The organism is Alteromonas salexigens (assembly GCF_025628895.1).
Taxonomy (GTDB): Bacteria; Pseudomonadota; Gammaproteobacteria; order Enterobacterales; family Alteromonadaceae; genus Alteromonas; species Alteromonas salexigens.
In genome coordinates this window covers 234066-254536 of sequence record NZ_JAOTJC010000012.1, presented here as the reverse complement: position 1 = coordinate 254536, position 20471 = coordinate 234066, and the positions used below count along the sequence as shown (strand labels likewise).

Here is a 20471-nt window from a genome sequence, read left to right as displayed (position 1 = left end):
TAGCAAGGTTGCTACCTCTAACTGATGGACAGGGTGTGTGAACAGGCTGGTTGTGATAGCGGTATCTGGAATATTAGTCGGTTGTCAGTCGGCCCCGGCAGTACTCGGTGATGAAAAGTTGTTAACGCAACCTGTTGAAACCGAGTACCGTGTCAACGCACCCATTGCGTTTTTCTCTACGTTTCCCAGTGAAGCCGCCAGTGAGGCCTGTCTTGAAGCCAGCGATACTGGCACACCCTGTGTGGATGATCTGGTCTCACCCCAGGCCTTTCTGTCAACGCTTACCGCCAGCGACTGGTTTAGCGAGGTATTACCCTCAGCAACCGCTGCTGACTACGAACTGTTAGTCGCTAACCAGACTGCCACCATGCAGATTGCTTCGCCGTGGCAGCAGTTTTTGCATAACAGTTCGCTGGGCTATGTTGAGCTCCCCACCCAGCTACGCAGTTTTACCGAGCTGACTGTTCAGTGGCGGGGAGTAGAAATAGACAGTCGGATAGTTAATCTTGATGTCAACGCATTGGATGCAAGCACCGAACACCACTCGGCAAATACCATTCTGTCGCAATGGTGGCTGGAGGTAAGCGAGGCCAGGGTATTCAGTGCCCGTTTTCTGTTTTCGGCCCTGAAGGCCAGTGACTATTTCACTCAGATGACGCTGCCGCAGTCGATAGGTGAATTCGTGCGTCAGGATACTCAGTTGTATCATGATCCGTTTAAAGGCGTTATCAGCCGCTACCTGCACCCGCAGTATGACAGTGCCATGCTGGATGTGACTGTGTACCCTATCCTCGCGGCAAACTTTCAAACGCCGCCCGCAGCGCTCGATGCCGAACTGGAGCAGGATAAGTTACAGGCACAGGCGGTAACGCTGGATAAGGGCATGACATTGGATGATCATGGCGGAATTCAGCCTATTGTCATCCCTGGTGCGCAGACAATGGAGGAAGGCCGGGTATTGCAACTGGCGGCCAGCGCTGACCGTGAGGAGACCTTATTTGCCAGCACGTATGTGTTCAGGCAGCAGGACAAGATAGTTAAATTTACCACCACCTTTCCCCGTCATGTCGCTGACCCGCTGATAGCGAAAGCGTTGCCTGAAATTATTGTGCCCGGCCCGTCACGGCTGATGACGGAGATCCGCCGGTTGCAGACCCGCCAACCAAGTACACAGAACCAGTAGTACTCGAGTTTAAGTGGCCACACAACCAAATACGGCGCCTGTTCAGGCGCCGTTTTTGGTTGTAGCAATGGTTACATTACTTCGTTTTCTTATGAAACGACATCATACGCCGGCGTTTGCGCTGCTGCGACAACGTCAGCTGGTTCTTCTTATCTTCAAACGGATTGGCCCCTTCACGGAACTCAATTTTAATGGGCGTACCCATGACATCCAGTGACCGTCTGAAATAGTTCATTAAGAACCGTTTGTAGGAAGACGGCAGGTCGTGCACCTGGTTACCATGGATAACAATCACTGGCGGATTATAGCCCCCTGCGTGAGCGTACTTCATTTTCACCCGGCGACCGCGAACCAGCGGTGGCTGGTGATCTTCTTGCGCCATTTCCATAATTTGCGTCAGCATGGACGTATTAATTCGCTTGGTAGCGCTGTTGTAAGCTTCCTGAACTGACTCGAACAGGTTACCGACCCCTGAGCCATGCAGCGCCGAAATAAAGTGCAGACGGGCGAAGTCGATAAAGCCCAGCCGACGATCAAGCTCACGTTTAATTTCATCTTTGATATCGGTATTCAGGCCATCCCACTTGTTTACCGCTATGACCAGTGAGCGTCCGGAATTCAGTACAAAACCCAACAGACTCAGATCCTGATCAGACAGCCCTTCCCGGGCATCTACTACCAGCAGCACTACATTGGACTCTTCGATGGCCTGCAGGGTCTTAACAATCGAAAACTTTTCCACTGCTTCGGTGATTTTCCGGCGCTTTCTGACCCCGGCCGTATCAATGAGAATATATTCCCGCTCGTCACGGGACATCGGAATATACACGCTGTCCCGGGTGGTACCCGGTAAGTCGTATACCACCACCCGCTCTTCACCGAGGATACGGTTTGTCAGCGTAGATTTACCGACGTTCGGTTTACCGACAATGGCCAGTTTAATCGGCCGGTTTTGCAGTCGCTCCAGCTGGCTTTCGGCGTCTTCCTCTTCCTCGTCCTGACGCGGCTGCACCTGCATGTCGGGGAAACTCTCTGCCAGCGGCTCCAGCGCGGTGTTCATCAACTGACTCACGCCCCGCCCATGTGCTGCAGCAATCTGATAAATGCTGCCCAGGCCCAATGAGTAGAATTCCGCACTTTCACTGTCGCCGTCGATGCCATCCACTTTGTTTGCCACCAACAGGACTTTTTTGTCGAGTCTGCGCAGGTGATCGGCTATGCCCTGATCGGCGGGTAACAGTCCTGCACGGGCGTCCACCAGAAACATGACGACATCGGCTTCTTCAATTGCCAGTAGTGACTGCTGTGCCATGTGCGCATCAATCCCTTCTTCATCGCCAGTGATACCGCCGGTATCCACTACAATAAACTGACGCTGTTCGAAGGTAGCCTGGCCGTACTTGCGGTCACGGGTGAGACCGGGAAAGTCAGCCACCAGTGCATCGCGGCTATTAGTAAGCCGGTTAAACAAGGTAGATTTGCCCACATTAGGTCGGCCAACCAGTGCAACTACAGGAATCATGAAAAATCCTAAAACTGAATAAAACGAAAACCGGCCGCATTAATTGCGGCCAGTTATATTATGGCGGGAGTATACCTGTTTCGCCACACTGAGTCAGTAGTGGCGGTACTGGCTAGTCTGGCGTGGTCACCGCAGCCACCACACCATCGCGGGTGACGGCCACAACGGCATCATCTACTTTCAGAGGTGCGACGAAGATTGATTCATCATCGTCATCGTCGCCAACGGCAACCCGCGCGACGACTTTACCGCTCTCAGCGTTAAGCCAGTGCAGGTATCCCCAGTTGTCCCCTACTACAATGTGATCGCCTACTGGCTCAGCGGCAGTCAGAGAGCGCCCTTTCAAGCTGCTCTGCGACCACAACTCTACGCCATTACGACGGTCCAGCGCATACACGTTAGACTTCTTGTCCACCACAAACAGCTGGTTACCCTGTAGCGCCACATTACGGTATGCCGCATACTCACGCTTCCATACAATTCGGCCACTGCGCAGCTCTACTGCTGCTAAGGTGCCGTTGTAAGAGATGGTGTATACCAGACCGCCAAATAACAGAGGTGAGGTATCAATATCGACGATACGCTCCAGCTCGGTCGCCCCTGACGGTGTAGCAATCTGTGTTTCCCAGGCCAGCACACCGGTTTGCAACAGGTTCACCTGCAGCTTGCCGGTTGGCGTGCCAATCAATGCGCCGCCGTTTGCCGCCACGGGTGAAGAAATACCGCGCAACGTCAGCGGCGGCGTATCACTTTCATGGCGCCATAACTGCTCACCGGTGTCAGCCTCAAAGCCAAACATCACGCCGGCACCGGTATTAACTACCAGAATGCCTTCGTCCAGTGCTGGCGGAGCCAGAACTTCGCCGGCAATCGATGCTTTCCAGAGCGGCTCACCGCTTTTGGCGTCCATGGCCATAACAAGGCCGTCTTCGGTGCCAAGAAACAGTTTATTGTTGCCTACTGCAATGCCACCTACTTTGGCCGACTCTCCACTGCTCCAGATTTTACTGACGCTGGTGAAAAAACCGCTATCGCGGAACGTCGCAAGATCACGTTCCCAAATGGTGTCACCGCTGGCAGGATCCAGCGCCCGTACGTCACCATGCCGGTCAGCAACGTACAGCGTATCGTACGCATATACCGGACGCAGACGGGAGAAGTAATGATCCACCCCCTCGCCAATATCGGTAGTCCATTTCACCTGCGGGGTGAATTCCGCATCAATAGGCTTAAGGGTACGAATTTCCAGTTCTTCCTCATCGGCGAACCAGTTCGATACCGTTGTACACCCTGACAGTGACACCGACAAAGCCAGTGCCAAACCAATAGCGCGTGTAAGTCGACCTGTGCGGTCACACGTTTTCAGAGACAATTCAATTACTCCGTTTTTTTATGAACCCGCTGCAACAGCCAGATTATCTAACTTCATTTGCAGCAGTGGGTTATTTGCATTTTTTTCCAGCGCACTGGAGTAAGCCATACGCGCGTCGTCAAACTTGTCCTGACGCACGTAAACGTCACCTTTAACTTCACTCACTTGTGCGGCAAAGGCTTCATCATTAATATCATTGAGTGTCGACAGCGCAGCGTCCGGTTGGTTCATTTCTAATTGCACCCGCGCCAGACGAATACCCGCAATGCTCTTTATGTGTTCATCTTCGGCATGGGTAACCACCGTAGTCAGATGCGACGCGGCCGCATCCCAGTCACTTTCAGCCACCGCCTGACGGGCAGCAAGCAGCGAGGCGATACCAGCATAGCCACTGTCCGCGTTCGCTTTGATAAACGCATCCAACTCTGCCGAGGCGCCGTCCTGCCCCAGCTGTTCTACTTTTTCCTGATAGGCGATTGACGCCTGCTCACGGGATTCAAGCTGATTATCTGTATACCAGCGCCAGCCCCACAGGCCACCAAGGCCGAGTGCCGCGCCTACGATAATGGCAGTACCATGCTCTTTCCAGAACCGTTTAATCGCTTCTACCTGTTGTTCTTCTGTCGCGAACTGTTCCATTTTTTCCTCTCGATGTTACAACTGTGGCCGAACTTCGCCGGCACGGTTCCGTTAATCTAACACTGTCTCTAGCGTTGCGGCGAGTGCATCCAGATTAACTGACTGCTGTTCTCCGCCATTACGTAATGGCTTAACCACTACCGACTGTTGTTCTGCTTCTTCGCTGCCCAGTAACAAGGCAACACGCGCGCCGGTTTTATCCGCCCGTTTGAGCTGCTTTTTCAGGTTTCCACCGCCGCAATGCATCATTACCCGCGTACCAGGCATAGTTTCACGCAGCTGCTCGGCCACTTCCACCGCATACTGTTGCGCATCATCACCAAGCGCCGTCACATACACGTCGGCAAAGGTATCCGGCAGTGCTTCCGGTTGCAAGGTAGTCAATAGCAGGACCAGCCGCTCCATGCCCATTGCAAAGCCTACTGCAGGCGTGCCTTTTCCACCCAGTTGCTCGACCAGTCCGTCATAACGGCCACCTGCGCAGACAGTACCCTGGGCGCCTAAGCTATCCGTTACCCACTCAAACACGGTGCGGTTGTAGTAATCCAGGCCACGTACCAGACGTGGATTGACTTCAAAGCTGATACCGGCGCTTTCCAGACGGCTACACAAGGTCTCGAAGTGCGCTTTGGACTCTTCGTCCAGGTAGTCCATCAGCGAAGGCGCATCGGCGGTAGCTTCCTGAACCTGTGGATTCTTGCTGTCCAATACCCGCAACGGGTTGGTTTCCAGACGACGCAATGAATCTTCGTCAAGCTTGTCGGTGCGTGCCGTTAAGTAGTCTACCAACGCATCGCGATAGCGCTGACGGGCTTCATTCGAGCCCAGGGTGTTAATCTGCAAGGTGACGTGGTCGCTAATGCCAAATGCTTTCCACAAGCGGGCACTCAACAGGATGACTTCCAGATCTATATCTGGCCCGGCCAGGCCATAGGCTTCTACGCCAAACTGATGGAACTGACGGTAACGGCCTTTTTGCGGGCGCTCATGACGAAACATGGGCCCTAAGTACCATAACCGCTGTTGTTGATTGTACAGTAGCCCGTGTTCGTTACCTGCCCGTACACAACTGGCCGTTCCTTCCGGACGCAGCGTGAGGCTGTCGCCGTTACGATCTTCAAAGGTGTACATTTCTTTTTCGACGATGTCGGTTACTTCGCCGATGGAGCGCTTGAACAGATCGGTGCTTTCGACAATGGGCGTTCGAATTTCCTGGTAGCCATAGCTGGCGACCACCTGTCTCAGCACTGCTTCAACTTTCTGCCAGGTGCCGGATACTTCCGGCAGGCAATCGTTCATGCCGCGTATAGCCTGAATTGTTTTAGCCACGTAAAAATCTCATACCGCGTATAAATAAAAGCCCCGCATTATAGGGGCTTTACTGTGAAACAACAATCGAAGGTCGCCTCAGCGGCATCACGCCACCAGGTTGTCCTACGAACTGACTACTCTTTAACCGCTACCGGTATTTTCTTTGCTGCGTCAAGCTGTGAGGCTTTAGCACGTATGCGGGTTTCCAGTTGGTCAACCAGCTCATCGTTTTTGAGGCGTTCTTTCTGACGTTTTCCGTCCATATAGAAACCACTCATGTTACGCGCACCGGTCAAACCCAGGTCTGACACTTCGGCTTCACCCGGGCCATTCACCACACAGCCAATGATGGATACATCCATTGGCGTAAGAATATCTTCCAGTCTTTGCTCCAGCGCATTGACTGTACCAATGACATCAAATTCCTGCCGGGAGCAGCTCGGACAGGCAATGAAGTTAATGCCACGGGAGCGAATACGCAGTGACTTGAGGATATCAAACCCCACCTTAATTTCTTCTACCGGATCAGCGGCCAGTGACACCCGTAGCGTGTCACCGATACCTTCGGACAACAGCATACCCAGGCCCACCGCGCTTTTCACTGCCCCGGCACGCTGGCCGCCGGCTTCGGTAATACCCAGGTGCAAGGGCTGATCAATTTTACTGGCCAGCAACCGGTAGGCGCCTACCGCCAGAAACACGTCAGATGCTTTAACGCTGACTTTAAACTGATCAAAGTTAAGTTTATCGAGAATATCCACATGGCGCATGGCCGACTCCACCAGCGCTTCCGGGGTGGGTTCGCCATACTTTTCCTGCAGGTCTTTTTCCAGCGAACCGCCGTTCACACCGATACGAATAGGAATATTTTTGTCGCGGGCACAATCAACAACGGAGCGAACCCGCTCCATATTACCAATATTACCGGGGTTGATACGCAGGCAGTCTACGCCGTACTCCGCCACTTTCAGTGCAATACGGTAGTCAAAATGAATATCTGCCACTAACGGAACGGAGACCTGTTTACGAATTTCGCGGAATGCCTGGGCCGCATCCATCGTCGGTACGGAAACCCGCACTATCTCACCACCTACAGCCACAATCCGGTTAATTTGGTCAACCGTGGCGGCCACATCCGTGGTGGGTGTATTCGTCATAGACTGAACGGCAATGGGCGCGCCATCGCCAATAGGGACATTACCCACATTGATACGGGTAGATTTACGGCGTTTAATAGGACTTTCTGAAAACATCGTTATTCCTGAATCGGCAGCGAGAACCGCGCGGTACGACCATTTTGATAAGAAGACATGTCGACCGGCTCGCCATTAACAGTAATCTGCACATTATCCGGTGCACCGAGGGTAACTTCAACCGGTGGTACGCCTTCAAGCTGCATAACCCGGCCAGCTTGTTTTACGCCGTAGGCGATCGCTTCTCCGGTGGCGTCCTTAATATTCACCCAACAGTCTTCACCAAAGGTAAACGCCATGTTGATGGGTTGGGCCTGCCCACCCTGGTTATTGCTGGCTGGAGTCGACTCAGCTGCAGTGAGCGCAGCCTCTTCACTGCCATCAGTTGCTTGAATTGCGGGGGTGGTTTCTTCCGGCGAAGCCATCTGGTTGAGGGTATCAGCGCTGTTATCGCTTTCAGCGGGAGAAGAGCTGTCCGCTGTGCCAGTGTCGGTGCGCCGGGTTTCGCTCACCGGTATCTGTCCGCTCCCGCCTAACGGCTGTACTGCATCGCTATCACGTTCACTGGCCTCTTTCGCAGACACTGGCGTTTCCACTGCGGTTTGTTCCTGGCCTAGCTGCGCATCGTCTGATTGCTGATACCACCACGCCACCACACCGGCAATCAGTAGCAGAGCGATTACCCAGGTCACCATCATCCATCGATCATCGTGGGCTTGCTTCGCAACCCGACGGGAAAAGCTTTGTAAATTCGCCGAGGATCTTGGCGTGTCGTGGCAACGTTCGAACTCAGCCACAACGGTCTGTGAGTCCAGCCCAAGTTGTTTCGCATAGTTGCGAACATAGCCTTTGGTAAAAGTGACTGACATGCTGTCGTCCAGCCGATCGTTTTCAATGTCGTCAATTTGCGACGCTTTGAGAAACAGGCGTGAGGCTATCTCGTCCTGAGTCAGGCCCTGCGCTTCGCGACCTTCGCGCAGCATCTTCCCCGGGCTGGCCGCGGGCGGCGTGTCTGTGTGTTGTTCCGGATTAGGTTGTTGTTCTTCTGACACCATCAGACTTGCTATTCCTCCTGCTGTTGTGGTGGGACTAACCAAAGCTTCATACCGGCAAAAATCGCGCCAGCACTTTCAAGATTGTTCCACTCCTGCAGCGTGGCCATTTTGAGGTTGTATCTCAATGAGATACGGTACAAGTTCTCTTGCGCTTGCACAACATGAAACCGCGGCATCGCGGCATCTTTATTTGTGTCAGTCGGTGCGCTTTTCCGTTTGGCACTGTTAGCGGACTCGTCAACCGCAGATTCAGCCGCGGGGTTATCCGCAACTTCTTCTGCGTTAGTGATCGACGGCTTCGCTTTGCGCATGATGACCGCCGCCGGTTCGTCTTCGCGACTGCGTAGGTAGGCCGCAGCCTGCTGACTATCCGGATACATGCTCAACAGCATCTCACCGAAGCCTTTAGCCTTTTCAAGGTTTTGCTGCCCTTGCGCAACCCGCACTGCCAGCCACAATGACTCAGGACTGACCCGTGCCACACGCTCAAAGCGGGTCAGGGTTTGCGCGGCTTTGTCCCATTGTTCGGTTTTCAGGTATAGCTCGGTGAGCAGAAATAAACTCTTTGCCCGGGTAGGCTGATAATTAAGTGCTGTAGAAAAGTAATCAATGGCATCGGCAAACTCGCCCTGTTCCTGGGCGCACATGGCCATATTTTCGTAAGTCTGGGCGCTATTAGCGTATTGCTGGCTGTTCACCGCTTTCAGGAAATAGCGTTTGGCACTGTCGTACTGGCCGGTCTGACATAGGAATGCGCCGTAACTGTTAGCAATGGTGGCGTTGTCTGGCGCCAGATCCATCGCAGCCTGGTAGGCTTCTTCTGCGCGCTGATTTTCTTCTACCAGTTGATAATAGTACGCCAGCGAATAGTGGGCATCGGCCAACCGTGGCGCAAAAGCCAGTGCTCTGTCGAGGTTAGCCTTTGCCTGTTGGTAATCGCCATTTTTTAGGTAGGTGAGCCCCAGCGAAATTCGTGTCTTGGCCGCTTCTTCGCGGTCAAAGTCATCACCATACTGCTGGCCCAACTGCGATTGACTCACGCAGCCTGACATGAACAACATTAGCGCTAGCAAGGCTATACGCATGAGACACCTACTCCTGGGTCATTTATTATTATTGTGCCATTTTTACTGAAATTTCTTCGCCCTTCATCTGTTTTTTCAACATTCTTTTCGTCCGGTCAACCACATCGCCTACTAACTGACCGCAGGCAGCATCAATATCGTCTCCCCGGGTCTTACGCACCATCACAGTATAACCGTGCTCCATCAGGACTTTTGAGAAGCGATCGATACGGGAATTACTTGAGCAGGTATACGGCGAGCCCGGATAAGGGTTAAACGGGATAAGGTTGATCTTACAGGGCGTATCTTTCAGCACTTGCGCCAGTTCGTGGGCCTGATCGGTGCTGTCATTAATGTGTGACAACATGACGTACTCAATGGTGACCTTACCCTGGTTCGCTTTAGACTTCTCCAGATAGCGACGTACTCCCGCCAGGAAGGTTTCAATGTTGTACTTTTTGTTGACGGGAACAATTTCATCACGCAACTTGTCGTTCGGCGCGTGCAACGAAATAGCCAGTGCCACGTCAATCTGGTCGCCCAGCATATCCAGCGCAGGCACAACGCCTGACGTACTCAGCGTAACCCGACGCTTTGACAAGCCAAAGCCGAAGTCATCCATCATGATATCCATGGCGGGCACTACGTTTTTAAGATTAAGCAGTGGCTCACCCATGCCCATCATTACCACATTTGTCACCGGGCGCTTGCTGGAGTCTTTAGACAGACCAAGATGGGTGGCTACCCGCCACACCTGACCGATAATTTCACTGACCGACAGGTTGCGGTTAAAACCCTGCTGTGCGGTAGAACAGAACGTGCATTCCAATGCACACCCTACCTGCGAGGAAACACACAGGGTGGCACGGTCGGATTCCGGGATCCATACCGCTTCCACTTCCTGACCACCGTTCAGGGTCAGGGCATATTTGATGGTGCCGTCACTGGCTTCCTGAAAATAGGCTATTTCAGGGGCCACAATTTCGCACTCGGCTTTGAGCTTTTCACGCAGGCCTTTATTCAGGTTAGACATTTCGTCAAAGTCGCTGACACCCTGCTGATAAATCCATTTCATTAACTGCTCGGCGCGGAAGGGCTTCTCGCCGATGTCTTTGAAGAACGACCGTAAGCCTGCACGGTTTAAATTTAACAAGTTTGTCTTTGACATTGCCTATATGACCTTACTTTACCTGGTTTTGCTGCGATAACGCGCAACAGTGCTGTTCGTCAGGCACCGACGTAGCGCTATCCTGCTTGGACCGCAAAGATAGCGACAAGTTTACCGTCGTTCCATGAATTTATTGGTGTGTTCGTCTCGTTGCAGGGCGTTGCCCCACTGGCTGACGACAACCTCTCGCGATTCGGTGCTGTTTGTACGCTTCTTCTTTTAACGAAGCGAACTGACCAACTGCTTAAAAATTGGTCGCAAATTCTACCACAGCGCAAGTTGCTAAGAAAGCCTCGCCTTGGTTTACCTGCTATACCAGCCGGATGCGCCGTGGCGGAAACTTTTAAGAGTGTGGGCCTTGTTCTGGCACAAAAAAAGGAGCCTGCGGCTCCTTTCTTATTTACCGGCGAAACGAATTAACGCGTGCGCGGGCAAATTTCTTCTTCAGAAAAGAAGTAAGCAATTTCGCGTGCAGCAGATTCTGGTGCATCAGAACCGTGTACGGCATTTTCGTCGATAGACTCTGCATAATCTGATCGCAGGGTACCGGCAGCCGCATCAGCTGGGTTAGTTGCACCCATGATTTCACGGTTTTTAACTACCGCATTTTCGCCTTCCAGAACCTGAACCATTACCGGACCAGAGGTCATGAAATCAACCAACGCGCCAAAGAAAGGACGCTCTTTATGCTCTGCATAAAAGCCTTCAGCCTGTTCTTTGCTCATGTGGATCATTTTAGACGCTACGATACGCAGGCCCGCAGATTCAAAACGGTTGTAAATTGCACCGATGACGTTTTTAGCAACCGCATCAGGCTTGATAATCGAAAAAGTACGCTCTAGAGCCATGCTTTTCTGTCTCCAAGTAAGTCTTGTAAAAATTTTGGCCGCGAATTATAGGCAATTCTGCGCGGCTTGACCAGAGGCGATTGCGCCACCAATACTGCCCGACGGTTTATAGCACGTTTAACGCGCGCTGCCGATGACAATTGTACGAAATTTAGTGAATGGCCTGTTTTGCCAGTAACTGAATTTTTCCGACAATCGCTCGTAACCCATTGCCTCGGGTGGGCGTAATATGACGCTCCAGATCCAGCGCTTCAAAATATCCATTGATATCAAAGTCCAGGATCTGCTGCGGGGTTTTGCGATTATAGGCAGCCAGCACCAGTGCCAGTAATCCCTGCACAATGACTGCGTCACTGTCCACATCAAACTCAATCACCCCGCCATTGATACCAGAGATTAACCAAACGTTGCTCTGACAGCCTTTAACCAGGCGGTCCGGGGTGCGTTGCTCTTCTGATAAACCGGGGATGCTTTTCCCTAAATCAATGATGTACTGGTAACGTTCTTCCCAGTCATCAAAAAATTCCAGATCATCAACAATTTCATCGGTGCTAGGTAATTGCATAGCTCTCTCTGTGGTAAGCGGTTAGAAAAACAGGCCCGCTTCTAACTGGGCTTCTTCACTCATCATTTCCCGGGACCAGGGGGGATCGAACACCAGTTCTACATTAACCTGCTCCACGTGTGGTACCAGCCCTACCCGGTACTCCACATCACCCACTAACACAGGCCCCATGCCGCAGCCCGGCGCGGTCAGGGTCATATCGATATTTACCCGACTTTTTTCCTGATCCACTGCCACTTTGTAAATCAGGCCCAGCGACACCAGATTAATCGGGATCTCAGGGTCAAAAATTGTTTCAAGGGCATCCCATACCTGCTGTTCACTGATCTGCCCGTCATCGGGTTCAGGAAAGTCCAGCTTCTGGGGCTTGCGGCCAATCGCATCGGCGTCAGTGCCGTCAATACGATACATATTACCGCGCCAGGTGACGGTAAAGTTACCGCCGAGATCCTGGGTGATATTAACAAATTCACCCTCCGGGATAACCGCTTTGTCACCGGCCGGCACCAGCCGTGCTTTACAGTCACGCTCGGTGACTACCATTTTCTGCTGCATAATACGCTGGCTTACCCTACGTTAAAGCTCTCGCCACAACCACATTCGTCAACAACATTGGGGTTGTTGTACTTGATGACGCCGTTAACACCTTCTTTAACGTAATCAATTTCCGTGTTGCGCAGCAGGCCGGATGCATCATCCGCTACCGCCACACTCAGGGTATCCGAGAAGTTCAATACTTCATCGCCTTCCTGCGGGCCATCGGCAAAATCCAGTACATAGGCGTAGCCGGTACAGCCACTGACTTTGGTAGATAAGCGGATAAGCTTACCCGGTTGGCCGGCCAGCTTGCTCTCAAAATGTTTGATGGCGCTGTCGGTCAACGTGATTATTTGTGAACTAGGGGTAAAGGTTTCTACTGTCATGTTCCCTCCTCAGGCCAACATCATCTTCGCTTTCTTCAGTGCGCTAAACAGCATGTCCACTTCTTCCAGCGTATTGTAGATAGAAAACGACGCCCGGGCCGTACCCGGTATCCCAAACCGCTTCATTAGCGGCTGCGCGCAGTTGTCACCGGTACGGATAGCCACACCCTGGCGATCCAGAATAAAGCCGACATCAGCAGGATGCGCATCGGCCAGCAAAAATGACAACACACCTACTTTATTGGGGGCGGTGCCAATAATGCGCAAGCCCTCAAGCGCTTCTGCCTGTTCAGTCGCCGATTGCAGCAACTGCTGTTCGTGGGCCTGTACCGCCGGCATATCAAGGGCGGTAAACCAGTCGACGGCTGCGCCCAGACCAATAGCACCTGCAATATTCGGGGTACCAGCTTCAAGACGGTTGGGTAACACGCCCCAGGTTGCGCTCTGGTAGGTCACATCGCTTATCATCTCACCGCCGACCTGCCACACCGGCCAGTCCTGCAGCACACTCTGCTTACCCCACAGTACACCGATGCCGGTAGGGCCAAACAATTTATGGCCGGAAAACGCATAAAAGTCACAACCAATACTTTGCACATCAACATTGCCATGGGCGATGCCCTGGGCACCATCAATCAGTACCAGCGCGCCGTGTTGCTTTGCTTTCGCGGTCAATGACTGAATAGGATTCACTGTACCTAAAGCATTCGACACATGCGGTATTGCCACCAGTCGGGTATTAGCACTTAACAAGTTGTCAAACGCATTCATGTCCAGTTCGCCACTGTCATGGATGGGCACCACTTTTAAGGTAGCCCCTGACTTAAGACACGCTTGTTGCCAGGTAACGAGGTTGGCGTGGTGTTCCATTTCGGTCACCATGACCTCGTCGCCCTGCTTCAGCTGAAAAGCCAGCCCGTTAGCCACTAAATTGATGGCCTCGGTAGTGCCGCTGGTCCAAATAACCTCTTCACGGGCGCTGGCATTAATGAACCGTGCCACGCTGTCCCGCGCTTTTTCATAGCGGCGGGTTGCTTCGTCAGATAAGTGGTGTGCACCACGGTGCACATTTGCATTGCACTGCGTGTAAAAGCTTACAATGGCATCAATAACTGCCTGCGGCTTCTGCGTCGTTGCTGCATTGTCCAGGTACACCAGCGGTTTCCCGTCTACCTGTTGAGACAGAATAGGAAACTGGGCACGCAGTGATTGCAAATCCAGACTCATCGAACCTCCATCTTAGCAAAACGTTCGCTTAGCACGGGCAGTAACCACTCACGCAATGCCTCGTTCGGCATCAGGTTAACCAGTTCACGGATAAACCCAAAATTAAGCATGATCAACGCCCGGCTGCGCGGTACACCACGGGTGAGCAGATAATACAGCGCACCTTCATCAATTTCGGCTACCGTGGCGCCATGGGCACACTTCACGTCGTCGGCATAAATTTCCAGCTCGGGCTTGGTGTTAATTAACGCCCGGCGTGACAACAACAAATTACGGTTATTCAGTTCTGCCAGCGTTTTCTGTGCGTCGCGGTGGATATGAATACGGCCGTTAAATACTGCACGGGCACGATCGCCGATGATGCCCCGGGCATTCTCTTCCGTTGTGCCATTCGGTACCGCATGCTCGATGGTGCTGTGTAAGTCGAACAGCTCCCCTTCCGCCAGCAGATAAATTGCGTTCATCTTGGCATCGGCAAATTCACCGGCATGATGTATATCCACATCGACCCGTGACAACTGACTGCCGTAACCGACCAGCGTGCTGTTCAGCTCGGCATGGTCACCCAGCTTAAAGTGACTACCACCCACGTGACAGGCACTGCCGGTAAACATGGCAAACCGATAATGCTCAAGGTGCGCAGATGCGGCAATGTCATATTCTGCAAAGGCCGTTGTCATGCTTTGCGCATCGCCGGTACCGTGTTCAATGACCGTGGCACGGGCATCTTTACCCAGGCGTACCAGTACGCGGGTATGCGCGTCTGTGTCCTGCGTCGCCAGGTTTACGATACGAATCGGCATAGTAACCTGGGCGCCATCGGCAATGTCGATATAGATGCCCTGCTGACAAACCGCGTCGTTAACCAGTCCGAACAGGTGACGCTGTGGTTTAACCTGACCGAACACGGCCGCCACGTCATCGCTGTGTTGACCGGCCTCGGCTAATGAGGTCACGGTAACGCCTTCGGGCCAGCTAATGTTATCCAGGTCAGTGACCAACTGACCGTTGGCAAATACCACATCAATGGCGTTCAGTCCCGCCACTTCGGGGGCTTCGCCCGCCTGATCAGCGGCTGCTGTCTGCACCTCGCGATTGGTCACCGGCGTGAGTGGCGTGAACCGCCACGCTTCACTGCGCTGGCTGGGCCAGCCTTCAGTTTGTAATGTTTTTAAGGCCTGCTGACGCACGGGCGTCAGGTAATCATCCACCTGCTTCGCCTGCTCAATGACCTGATTTAGCCATTGACTCATGCTTCTGCCTCCTCGTACTTTTTGCCAAGGAATGCATAGCCGTGTTTTTCTACTTCCAGCGCCAGTGAGGCGTCACCGCTTTTGACAATTTCGCCGTCTGCCAGAATGTGCACGAAATCCGGCTTGATATAGTCCAGCAGGCGTTGATAGTGCGTAACCACAATGAAACTACGCTTGCCGTCACGCTGACTGTTAACACCGTCGGCTACCACTTGCAGCGCGTCAATGTCGAGGCCGGAATCAGACTCATCCAGAATGCACAGCGACGGCTCAAGCAAAATCATCTGCATGATTTCATTACGCTTTTTCTCGCCGCCAGAAAAGCCTTCGTTGACGCCACGCTTCAGGAAGTCGAGGGGCAATTGCACCTGTTTACAGGCTGCTTTGGCTTTTTTCAGAAATTCAGCGGCGGTAAGCGGATCTTCACCGCGCTCTTCGCGCATGGCATTCACCGACTCTTTCATGAATTCCATATTGCTGACGCCGGGAATTTCAACCGGGTACTGAAATGCCAGGAACATGCCGGCCCGGGCACGCTCTTCAACTTCCATATCCAGCAAATTGGCATCGTTCAGCGTCATATCACCGTCAGTGACTTCATAGCCATCACGCCCTGACAGGACATAGCCCAGGGTACTTTTACCGGCTCCGTTAGGGCCCATGATGGCGTGAACTTCACCTGGATTCACTTCCAGGTTCAGGCCTTTGATAATGGCTTTATCTTCCACGCTGGCATGTAAATTCTTAACTTTAAGCATTAATTACCCCACTGAACCTTCTAAACTAATTTCGAGCAGCTTGCCGGCTTCGACGGCAAATTCCATTGGCAGCTCTTTGAATACTTCTTTACAGAAACCGTTAACTATCATGGAGACCGCTTTCTCGGTATCCAGTCCCCGTTGCTTGCACAGGAACAACTGTTCGTCGCTCACTTTTGAGGTCGTCGCCTCATGCTCAACAATGGCCGACGGATTGCGGCTCTCGATATACGGGAATGTGTGTGCACCACAGGTGTCGCCGATTAACAGCGAATCACACTCGGTGAAGTTTCTGGCACCGTCGGCCTTAGGCCCCATCTTGACCAGACCACGGTAGGCGTTGTTACTTTTACCGGCAGAGATCCCTTTGGAAATGATGGTCGACCGGGTGTTTTTACCCAGATGGATCATCTTGGTACCGGTGTCAGCCTGCTGACGGCCACGGGTGAGTGCCACTGAGTAGAATTCACCCACGCTGTTATCGCCTTTAAGCACACAACTGGGATACTTCCAGGTCACCGCAGAGCCCGTTTCTACCTGAGTCCAGGAAATCTTGGCATTGGTATGACAGATACCCCGCTTGGTCACGAAGTTGTAGATGCCGCCTTTGCCGTTTTCGTCGCCGGGGTACCAGTTCTGAACAGTTGAATATTTGATTTTCGCATCGTCCATCGCCACCAGCTCAACCACCGCGGCGTGCAGCTGGTTTTCATCGCGCTGAGGCGCAGTACAGCCTTCCAGGTAGCTCACGTGGCTGCCTTCGTCAGCAACGATAAGCGTGCGCTCAAACTGACCGGTGTTCTGTTCATTAATACGGAAATAAGTCGACAGCTCCATTGGGCAGCGAACGCCCTTGGGAATATAAACAAAGGAACCGTCGGTAAATACCGCACTGTTAAGCGCAGCAAAATAGTTGTCGGTACGGGGGACGACCGAGCCCATGTATTTTTTCACCAGCTCCGGGTACTTATGTACCGCTTCGGAGATTGGGCAGAAAATAACGCCGGCCTCTTCCAGTTTTTCCCGGAACGTCGTGACCACTGACACCGAGTCAAATACAGCATCAACCGCTACGCCTGCCAGCATTTCCTGCTCATGCAGCGGAATCCCCAGCTTTTCATAGGTGCGCAGCAGTTCCGGATCCACTTCATCCAGTGACTTTGGCTTGTCCTTCATGCTCTTAGGCGCGGAATAATATGAGATGGATTGATAATCAATCTTGGGATAATCCACATGCGCCCAGTCAGGCTCTTCCATCTCCAGCCAGGAGCGGTAAGCCTTCAGTCGCCACTCCAGCATCCATTCAGGCTCGCCTTTGATTTCTGACAGACGACGAATTACTGATTCGTCCAGGCCACTTTCAAACGTATCCGCTTCAATTTCAGAATGAAACCCAGCTTCATACTTGCGCTCTAATGCTTCTTCAAGCTCCACTGCCTGTTCGATCTGTTCACTCATGTTTGTGATCTCACTTTTGCCTGTATTCACTGTGCCCGGGTTCTGGCCATGTCGGTCTTGCCAGATACATTTGCTCATGAAGCCTGCCTATGACTTCTTGCAGACACAGCGCTTAAATTGCGTATAGTGTATAATACCTGACTATTTCACTCAAGTATTAGCAGCAAAGCAGCCATCGCTTCACTGTAAAATTCCGGTTAATGGTCAGGCCATTTAACCACTGCCCAATTTGCAGCAGCGGATCATGCACCAATAGCCGTCGTTATTCAACGCACAACGCCATCAGGCGCCGCGCAAGCGGGAGACGACCGTGGTAACTTTTTCCAGCGCGTAGTCTACGTCGTCTGCGCTGGTGAAGCGGCCTACGCTAAAACGTATCCCGGCATGGGCCAGTTCCGCGCTGCGACCAATGGCCTGTAACACGTAGGACGGCTCCAGGCTTGCAGAGGTACACGCTGAACCGGACGAGACTGCGATGTCATTCAGGCCCATAATCAGGCTTTCACCATCGACGCCGCCAAAACTGACATTCAGAATACCCGCCACACGCTGCTCTGGATGGCCATTCAGATGCACATCATCCAGTGTTTGCAGTCCTTTCCACAGCCTTTCCCGTAATGCCGTTAATCGTGTTATTTCTTCTTCGAGGCAGTCCGCAGCCAGTGCAAACGCTTCCCCCATGCCGACTATCTGATGAGTAGGCAGGGTGCCAGAACGCATGCCCCGTTCATGACCGCCACCATGAATTTGCGCCTGTAAGCGGACTTTTGGCCGGCGTCTGACATACAGCGCGCCAATGCCCTTAGGACCATATAGCTTATGTGCCGAAAACGACATCAGATCTACCGGCAGGTTTGCCAGGTCAATGGGAAGTTTGCCGGCACTCTGCGCGGCGTCCACATGGAATACCACCCCGGCTTCACGGCATACTGCGCCTAGCGCGGCGATATCCTGGACCACGCCTAGCTCGTTGTTCACATGCATGATGCTCACTACACTGGTATCCGGTCGCAGTGCAGCGGTCAGTTGTTCGGCGCTCACCAACCCCTGACTGTCGACTTCCAGTACAGTGACGTCGAAACCGTCTTGCCGTAGCGCTTCGCAGGTGTCGATTACCGCTTTGTGTTCAGTATTGACGGTAATAATGTGACGGCCTTTGTCGGCATACGCATGGGCTGCGCCTTTAATCGCCAGATTGTCGGACTCTGTGGCACCGGAGGTAAACACCACCTCACGGGGGTCACAATTGATTAAATCGGCTACCTGGTTGCGGGCAATGTCGACGGCTTCTTCGGCCATCCACCCAAAGCGATAGCTTCGTGACGCCGGATTGCCAAAATTGCCATCCAGGGTAAGGCAGCCCACCATTTTTTCCGCCACCGCCGGGTCAACCGGCGTGGTCGCTGCGTAATCTAAATAAACAGGTGTCTGATGCATTACAGTTGAATACTAACTTCGATATCTTTAGTGAGGTGAGCAAGAGACTTGTTCTTGTCCTGGCGGCCAGCGACTTCTTTTACATCCCGCTGGGCCATTAGCTCCCCTAAGGTAATTGAATTAAGAAACTGGCTGATACGATCACTTAAATCCTGCCACAGGCTGTGGGTAAGGCAACGCTCGCCTCCCTGACAATCCGCCTGACCGGCGCAACGGGTGGCATCGACAGTTTCATCTACCGCCCTGATGACCTCGCCGACCGCAATGTCGGCCGCTTCACGCCCAAGCAGGTAACCGCCACCGGGGCCACGCACGCTGTCGACCAGCTTCTCTTTGCGCAGGCGGGAGAAAAGTTGTTCTAAGTAGGATAACGAGATTTCCTGGCGCTCAGAGATATCAGCCAGCGGTACCGGTCCCCGGGTAGAATGTAAGGCCACATCCAGCATTGCGGTGACCGCATAGCGCCCTTTTGACGTCAATTTCATCGTATCGCTCCATCTCGTTCAGATGGTAAAATTGTTCCATACCCGAGTAAAACGGTCAAGTATTTACCTGAGTAATTTGGTCGGGTATTTGGGTAACGCTCAGGCTCGTCAATTAGACGGGTCAGGACATCCAGGACAGGTCCGCCTCCCCTGTGCACGGGCTATGCGGAACCTGCTCTTCTGGCGTGCACTATATCTTGGGATCGAAGGACTCGTGTGAGCCATCCTGAGCTTCTGGCATTACCGGAGAAAGCCCGGTTTCAGCAAAGTCCTGCGCTGAAATAGCGTGCAGGTTGTCGGTACACACCTCCCCGCCCATTGACTGGATGACCTTGCACATTTCCTCAACTTTCGAGTCCATTAAATGCATGTGCTCGAGCATTACGCCCATGGCATTGGCGACCGGGTCCGGATTATCCGGTGACACCGCATAGGCATCGAACCCGTACTTACGGGCAATTTTGTTGCGTTTGTCGTTACTGTCCTGCGGCGTATTGGCCGAGATCACAATACGACCAGGGATCCCTACTACAGTCGAGTTCGCCGGTGCGTCCTTTACGACTACAGAGTTAGAGCCTACCTTGGCATTTTCGCCAATGGTAATAGGGCCCAGAACCTTGGCGCCGGCCCCGATAACTACATTGCTTTCCAGCGTCGGATGCCGCTTGCCCGCTTTCCAGGTAGTGCCCCCTAATGTGACACCATGATACAAGGTGACATCGTCCCCTATCTCTGCAGTCTCACCGATGACCACACCCATTCCGTGATCGATAAACACCCGTCGCCCCAGCGTTGCGCCAGGGTGGATTTCAATGCCGGTTAACCAGCGTCCGAACGTCGACAGGCTGCGGGCCAGCCATTTCCAGTCGTGCTTCCACAGCTTATGGCTGATGCGATGTAACCATACTGCGTGCAGGCCGGGGTAATTGGTCAGCACCTCGAAAGTGTTGCGGGCGGCGGGGTCACGGTGAAACACGCCCTTAATATCATCTCGGATACGGGAAAACACG

20 protein-coding genes are annotated in these 20471 nt (G+C 52.9%); 1 reads left to right on the top strand and 19 read right to left on the bottom strand.

Features of this window, described 5'->3' with window-relative positions; translation table 11 throughout:
* Positions 1–37 precede the first annotated feature (37 nt).
* Positions 38–1183, top strand: a complete 1146-nt coding sequence (locus OCL06_RS13925; RefSeq protein ID WP_262995587.1) for a hypothetical protein — start codon at positions 38–40, stop codon at positions 1181–1183.
* A gap of 76 nt (positions 1184–1259) precedes the next feature.
* Here the strand turns inward: OCL06_RS13925 and der are convergent, their stop codons facing one another.
* The 19 genes from der to cysE form a co-directional block, all read right to left on the bottom strand.
* Positions 1260–2705: a ribosome biogenesis GTPase Der gene (der, locus tag OCL06_RS13920; RefSeq protein ID WP_262995585.1), complete on the bottom strand. Its 1446-nt coding sequence runs from the start codon at positions 2703–2705 to the stop codon at positions 1260–1262.
* Positions 2706–2817: 112 nt separating this feature from the next.
* A complete protein-coding gene (gene bamB / locus OCL06_RS13915) occupies positions 2818–4077 on the bottom strand; it encodes an outer membrane protein assembly factor BamB (RefSeq protein WP_262995583.1) in 1260 nt (419 codons plus the stop codon).
* An 18-nt stretch (positions 4078–4095) separates the two neighbouring features.
* Positions 4096–4716 (bottom strand): YfgM family protein, encoded by a 621-nt coding sequence (locus tag OCL06_RS13910; protein WP_262995581.1) that lies wholly within the window; start codon positions 4714–4716, stop codon positions 4096–4098.
* 51 nt (positions 4717–4767) lie between these two features.
* Positions 4768–6045, bottom strand: coding sequence for a histidine--tRNA ligase (gene hisS / locus OCL06_RS13905; protein WP_262995579.1), 1278 nt, complete (start codon positions 6043–6045; stop codon positions 4768–4770).
* A 116-nt stretch (positions 6046–6161) separates the two neighbouring features.
* Positions 6162–7280 (bottom strand): flavodoxin-dependent (E)-4-hydroxy-3-methylbut-2-enyl-diphosphate synthase, encoded by a 1119-nt coding sequence (gene ispG / locus OCL06_RS13900; RefSeq protein WP_262995577.1) that lies wholly within the window; start codon positions 7278–7280, stop codon positions 6162–6164.
* A gap of 2 nt (positions 7281–7282) precedes the next feature.
* Positions 7283–8275: a RodZ domain-containing protein gene (locus OCL06_RS13895; RefSeq protein WP_262995575.1), complete on the bottom strand. Its 993-nt coding sequence runs from the start codon at positions 8273–8275 to the stop codon at positions 7283–7285.
* Positions 8276–8283: 8 nt separating this feature from the next.
* A complete protein-coding gene (gene pilW / locus OCL06_RS13890) occupies positions 8284–9360 on the bottom strand; it encodes a type IV pilus biogenesis/stability protein PilW (RefSeq protein ID WP_262995573.1) in 1077 nt (358 codons plus the stop codon).
* Positions 9361–9388: 28 nt separating this feature from the next.
* Positions 9389–10507 (bottom strand): dual-specificity RNA methyltransferase RlmN, encoded by a 1119-nt coding sequence (gene rlmN / locus OCL06_RS13885; RefSeq protein ID WP_262995571.1) that lies wholly within the window; start codon positions 10505–10507, stop codon positions 9389–9391.
* Positions 10508–10923: 416 nt separating this feature from the next.
* Complete coding sequence (gene ndk / locus OCL06_RS13880; protein WP_218311929.1) at positions 10924–11355, bottom strand: nucleoside-diphosphate kinase; 432 nt, start codon at positions 11353–11355, stop codon at positions 10924–10926.
* Between the two features lie 151 nt (positions 11356–11506).
* Positions 11507–11920: a SufE family protein gene (locus tag OCL06_RS13875; RefSeq protein WP_262995567.1), complete on the bottom strand. Its 414-nt coding sequence runs from the start codon at positions 11918–11920 to the stop codon at positions 11507–11509.
* Positions 11921–11941: 21 nt separating this feature from the next.
* Positions 11942–12475 carry a putative Fe-S cluster assembly protein SufT gene (gene sufT / locus OCL06_RS13870; protein WP_262995565.1) on the bottom strand — a complete coding sequence of 178 codons (534 nt, stop codon included), beginning with the start codon at positions 12473–12475 and terminating at the stop codon, positions 11942–11944.
* Positions 12476–12486: 11 nt separating this feature from the next.
* Complete coding sequence (locus tag OCL06_RS13865) at positions 12487–12843, bottom strand: HesB/IscA family protein (protein ID WP_262995563.1); 357 nt, start codon at positions 12841–12843, stop codon at positions 12487–12489.
* 9 nt (positions 12844–12852) lie between these two features.
* Positions 12853–14070: an aminotransferase class V-fold PLP-dependent enzyme gene (locus tag OCL06_RS13860; RefSeq protein WP_262995561.1), complete on the bottom strand. Its 1218-nt coding sequence runs from the start codon at positions 14068–14070 to the stop codon at positions 12853–12855.
* Positions 14067–15323: a Fe-S cluster assembly protein SufD gene (sufD, locus tag OCL06_RS13855; RefSeq protein ID WP_262995559.1), complete on the bottom strand. Its 1257-nt coding sequence runs from the start codon at positions 15321–15323 to the stop codon at positions 14067–14069. Before sufD ends, OCL06_RS13860 begins: the two co-directional genes overlap by 4 nt.
* Positions 15320–16081: a Fe-S cluster assembly ATPase SufC gene (gene sufC, locus OCL06_RS13850; RefSeq protein ID WP_262995557.1), complete on the bottom strand. Its 762-nt coding sequence runs from the start codon at positions 16079–16081 to the stop codon at positions 15320–15322. Before sufC ends, sufD begins: the two co-directional genes overlap by 4 nt.
* A gap of 3 nt (positions 16082–16084) precedes the next feature.
* Positions 16085–17539 carry a Fe-S cluster assembly protein SufB gene (gene sufB / locus OCL06_RS13845; protein WP_262995792.1) on the bottom strand — a complete coding sequence of 485 codons (1455 nt, stop codon included), beginning with the start codon at positions 17537–17539 and terminating at the stop codon, positions 16085–16087.
* A 282-nt stretch (positions 17540–17821) separates the two neighbouring features.
* Positions 17822–18976 carry an IscS subfamily cysteine desulfurase gene (locus tag OCL06_RS13840; protein WP_262995555.1) on the bottom strand — a complete coding sequence of 385 codons (1155 nt, stop codon included), beginning with the start codon at positions 18974–18976 and terminating at the stop codon, positions 17822–17824.
* On the bottom strand, positions 18976–19461 hold the full coding sequence (gene iscR / locus OCL06_RS13835) for a Fe-S cluster assembly transcriptional regulator IscR (protein WP_262995553.1): 486 nt from the start codon (positions 19459–19461) through the stop codon (positions 18976–18978). The genes OCL06_RS13840 and iscR overlap by 1 nt, the downstream gene beginning before the upstream one ends.
* Before the next feature lie 190 nt (positions 19462–19651).
* On the bottom strand, positions 19652–20470 hold the full coding sequence (gene cysE, locus OCL06_RS13830; RefSeq protein WP_262995551.1) for a serine O-acetyltransferase: 819 nt from the start codon (positions 20468–20470) through the stop codon (positions 19652–19654).
* Position 20471: the final 1 nt, after the last annotated feature.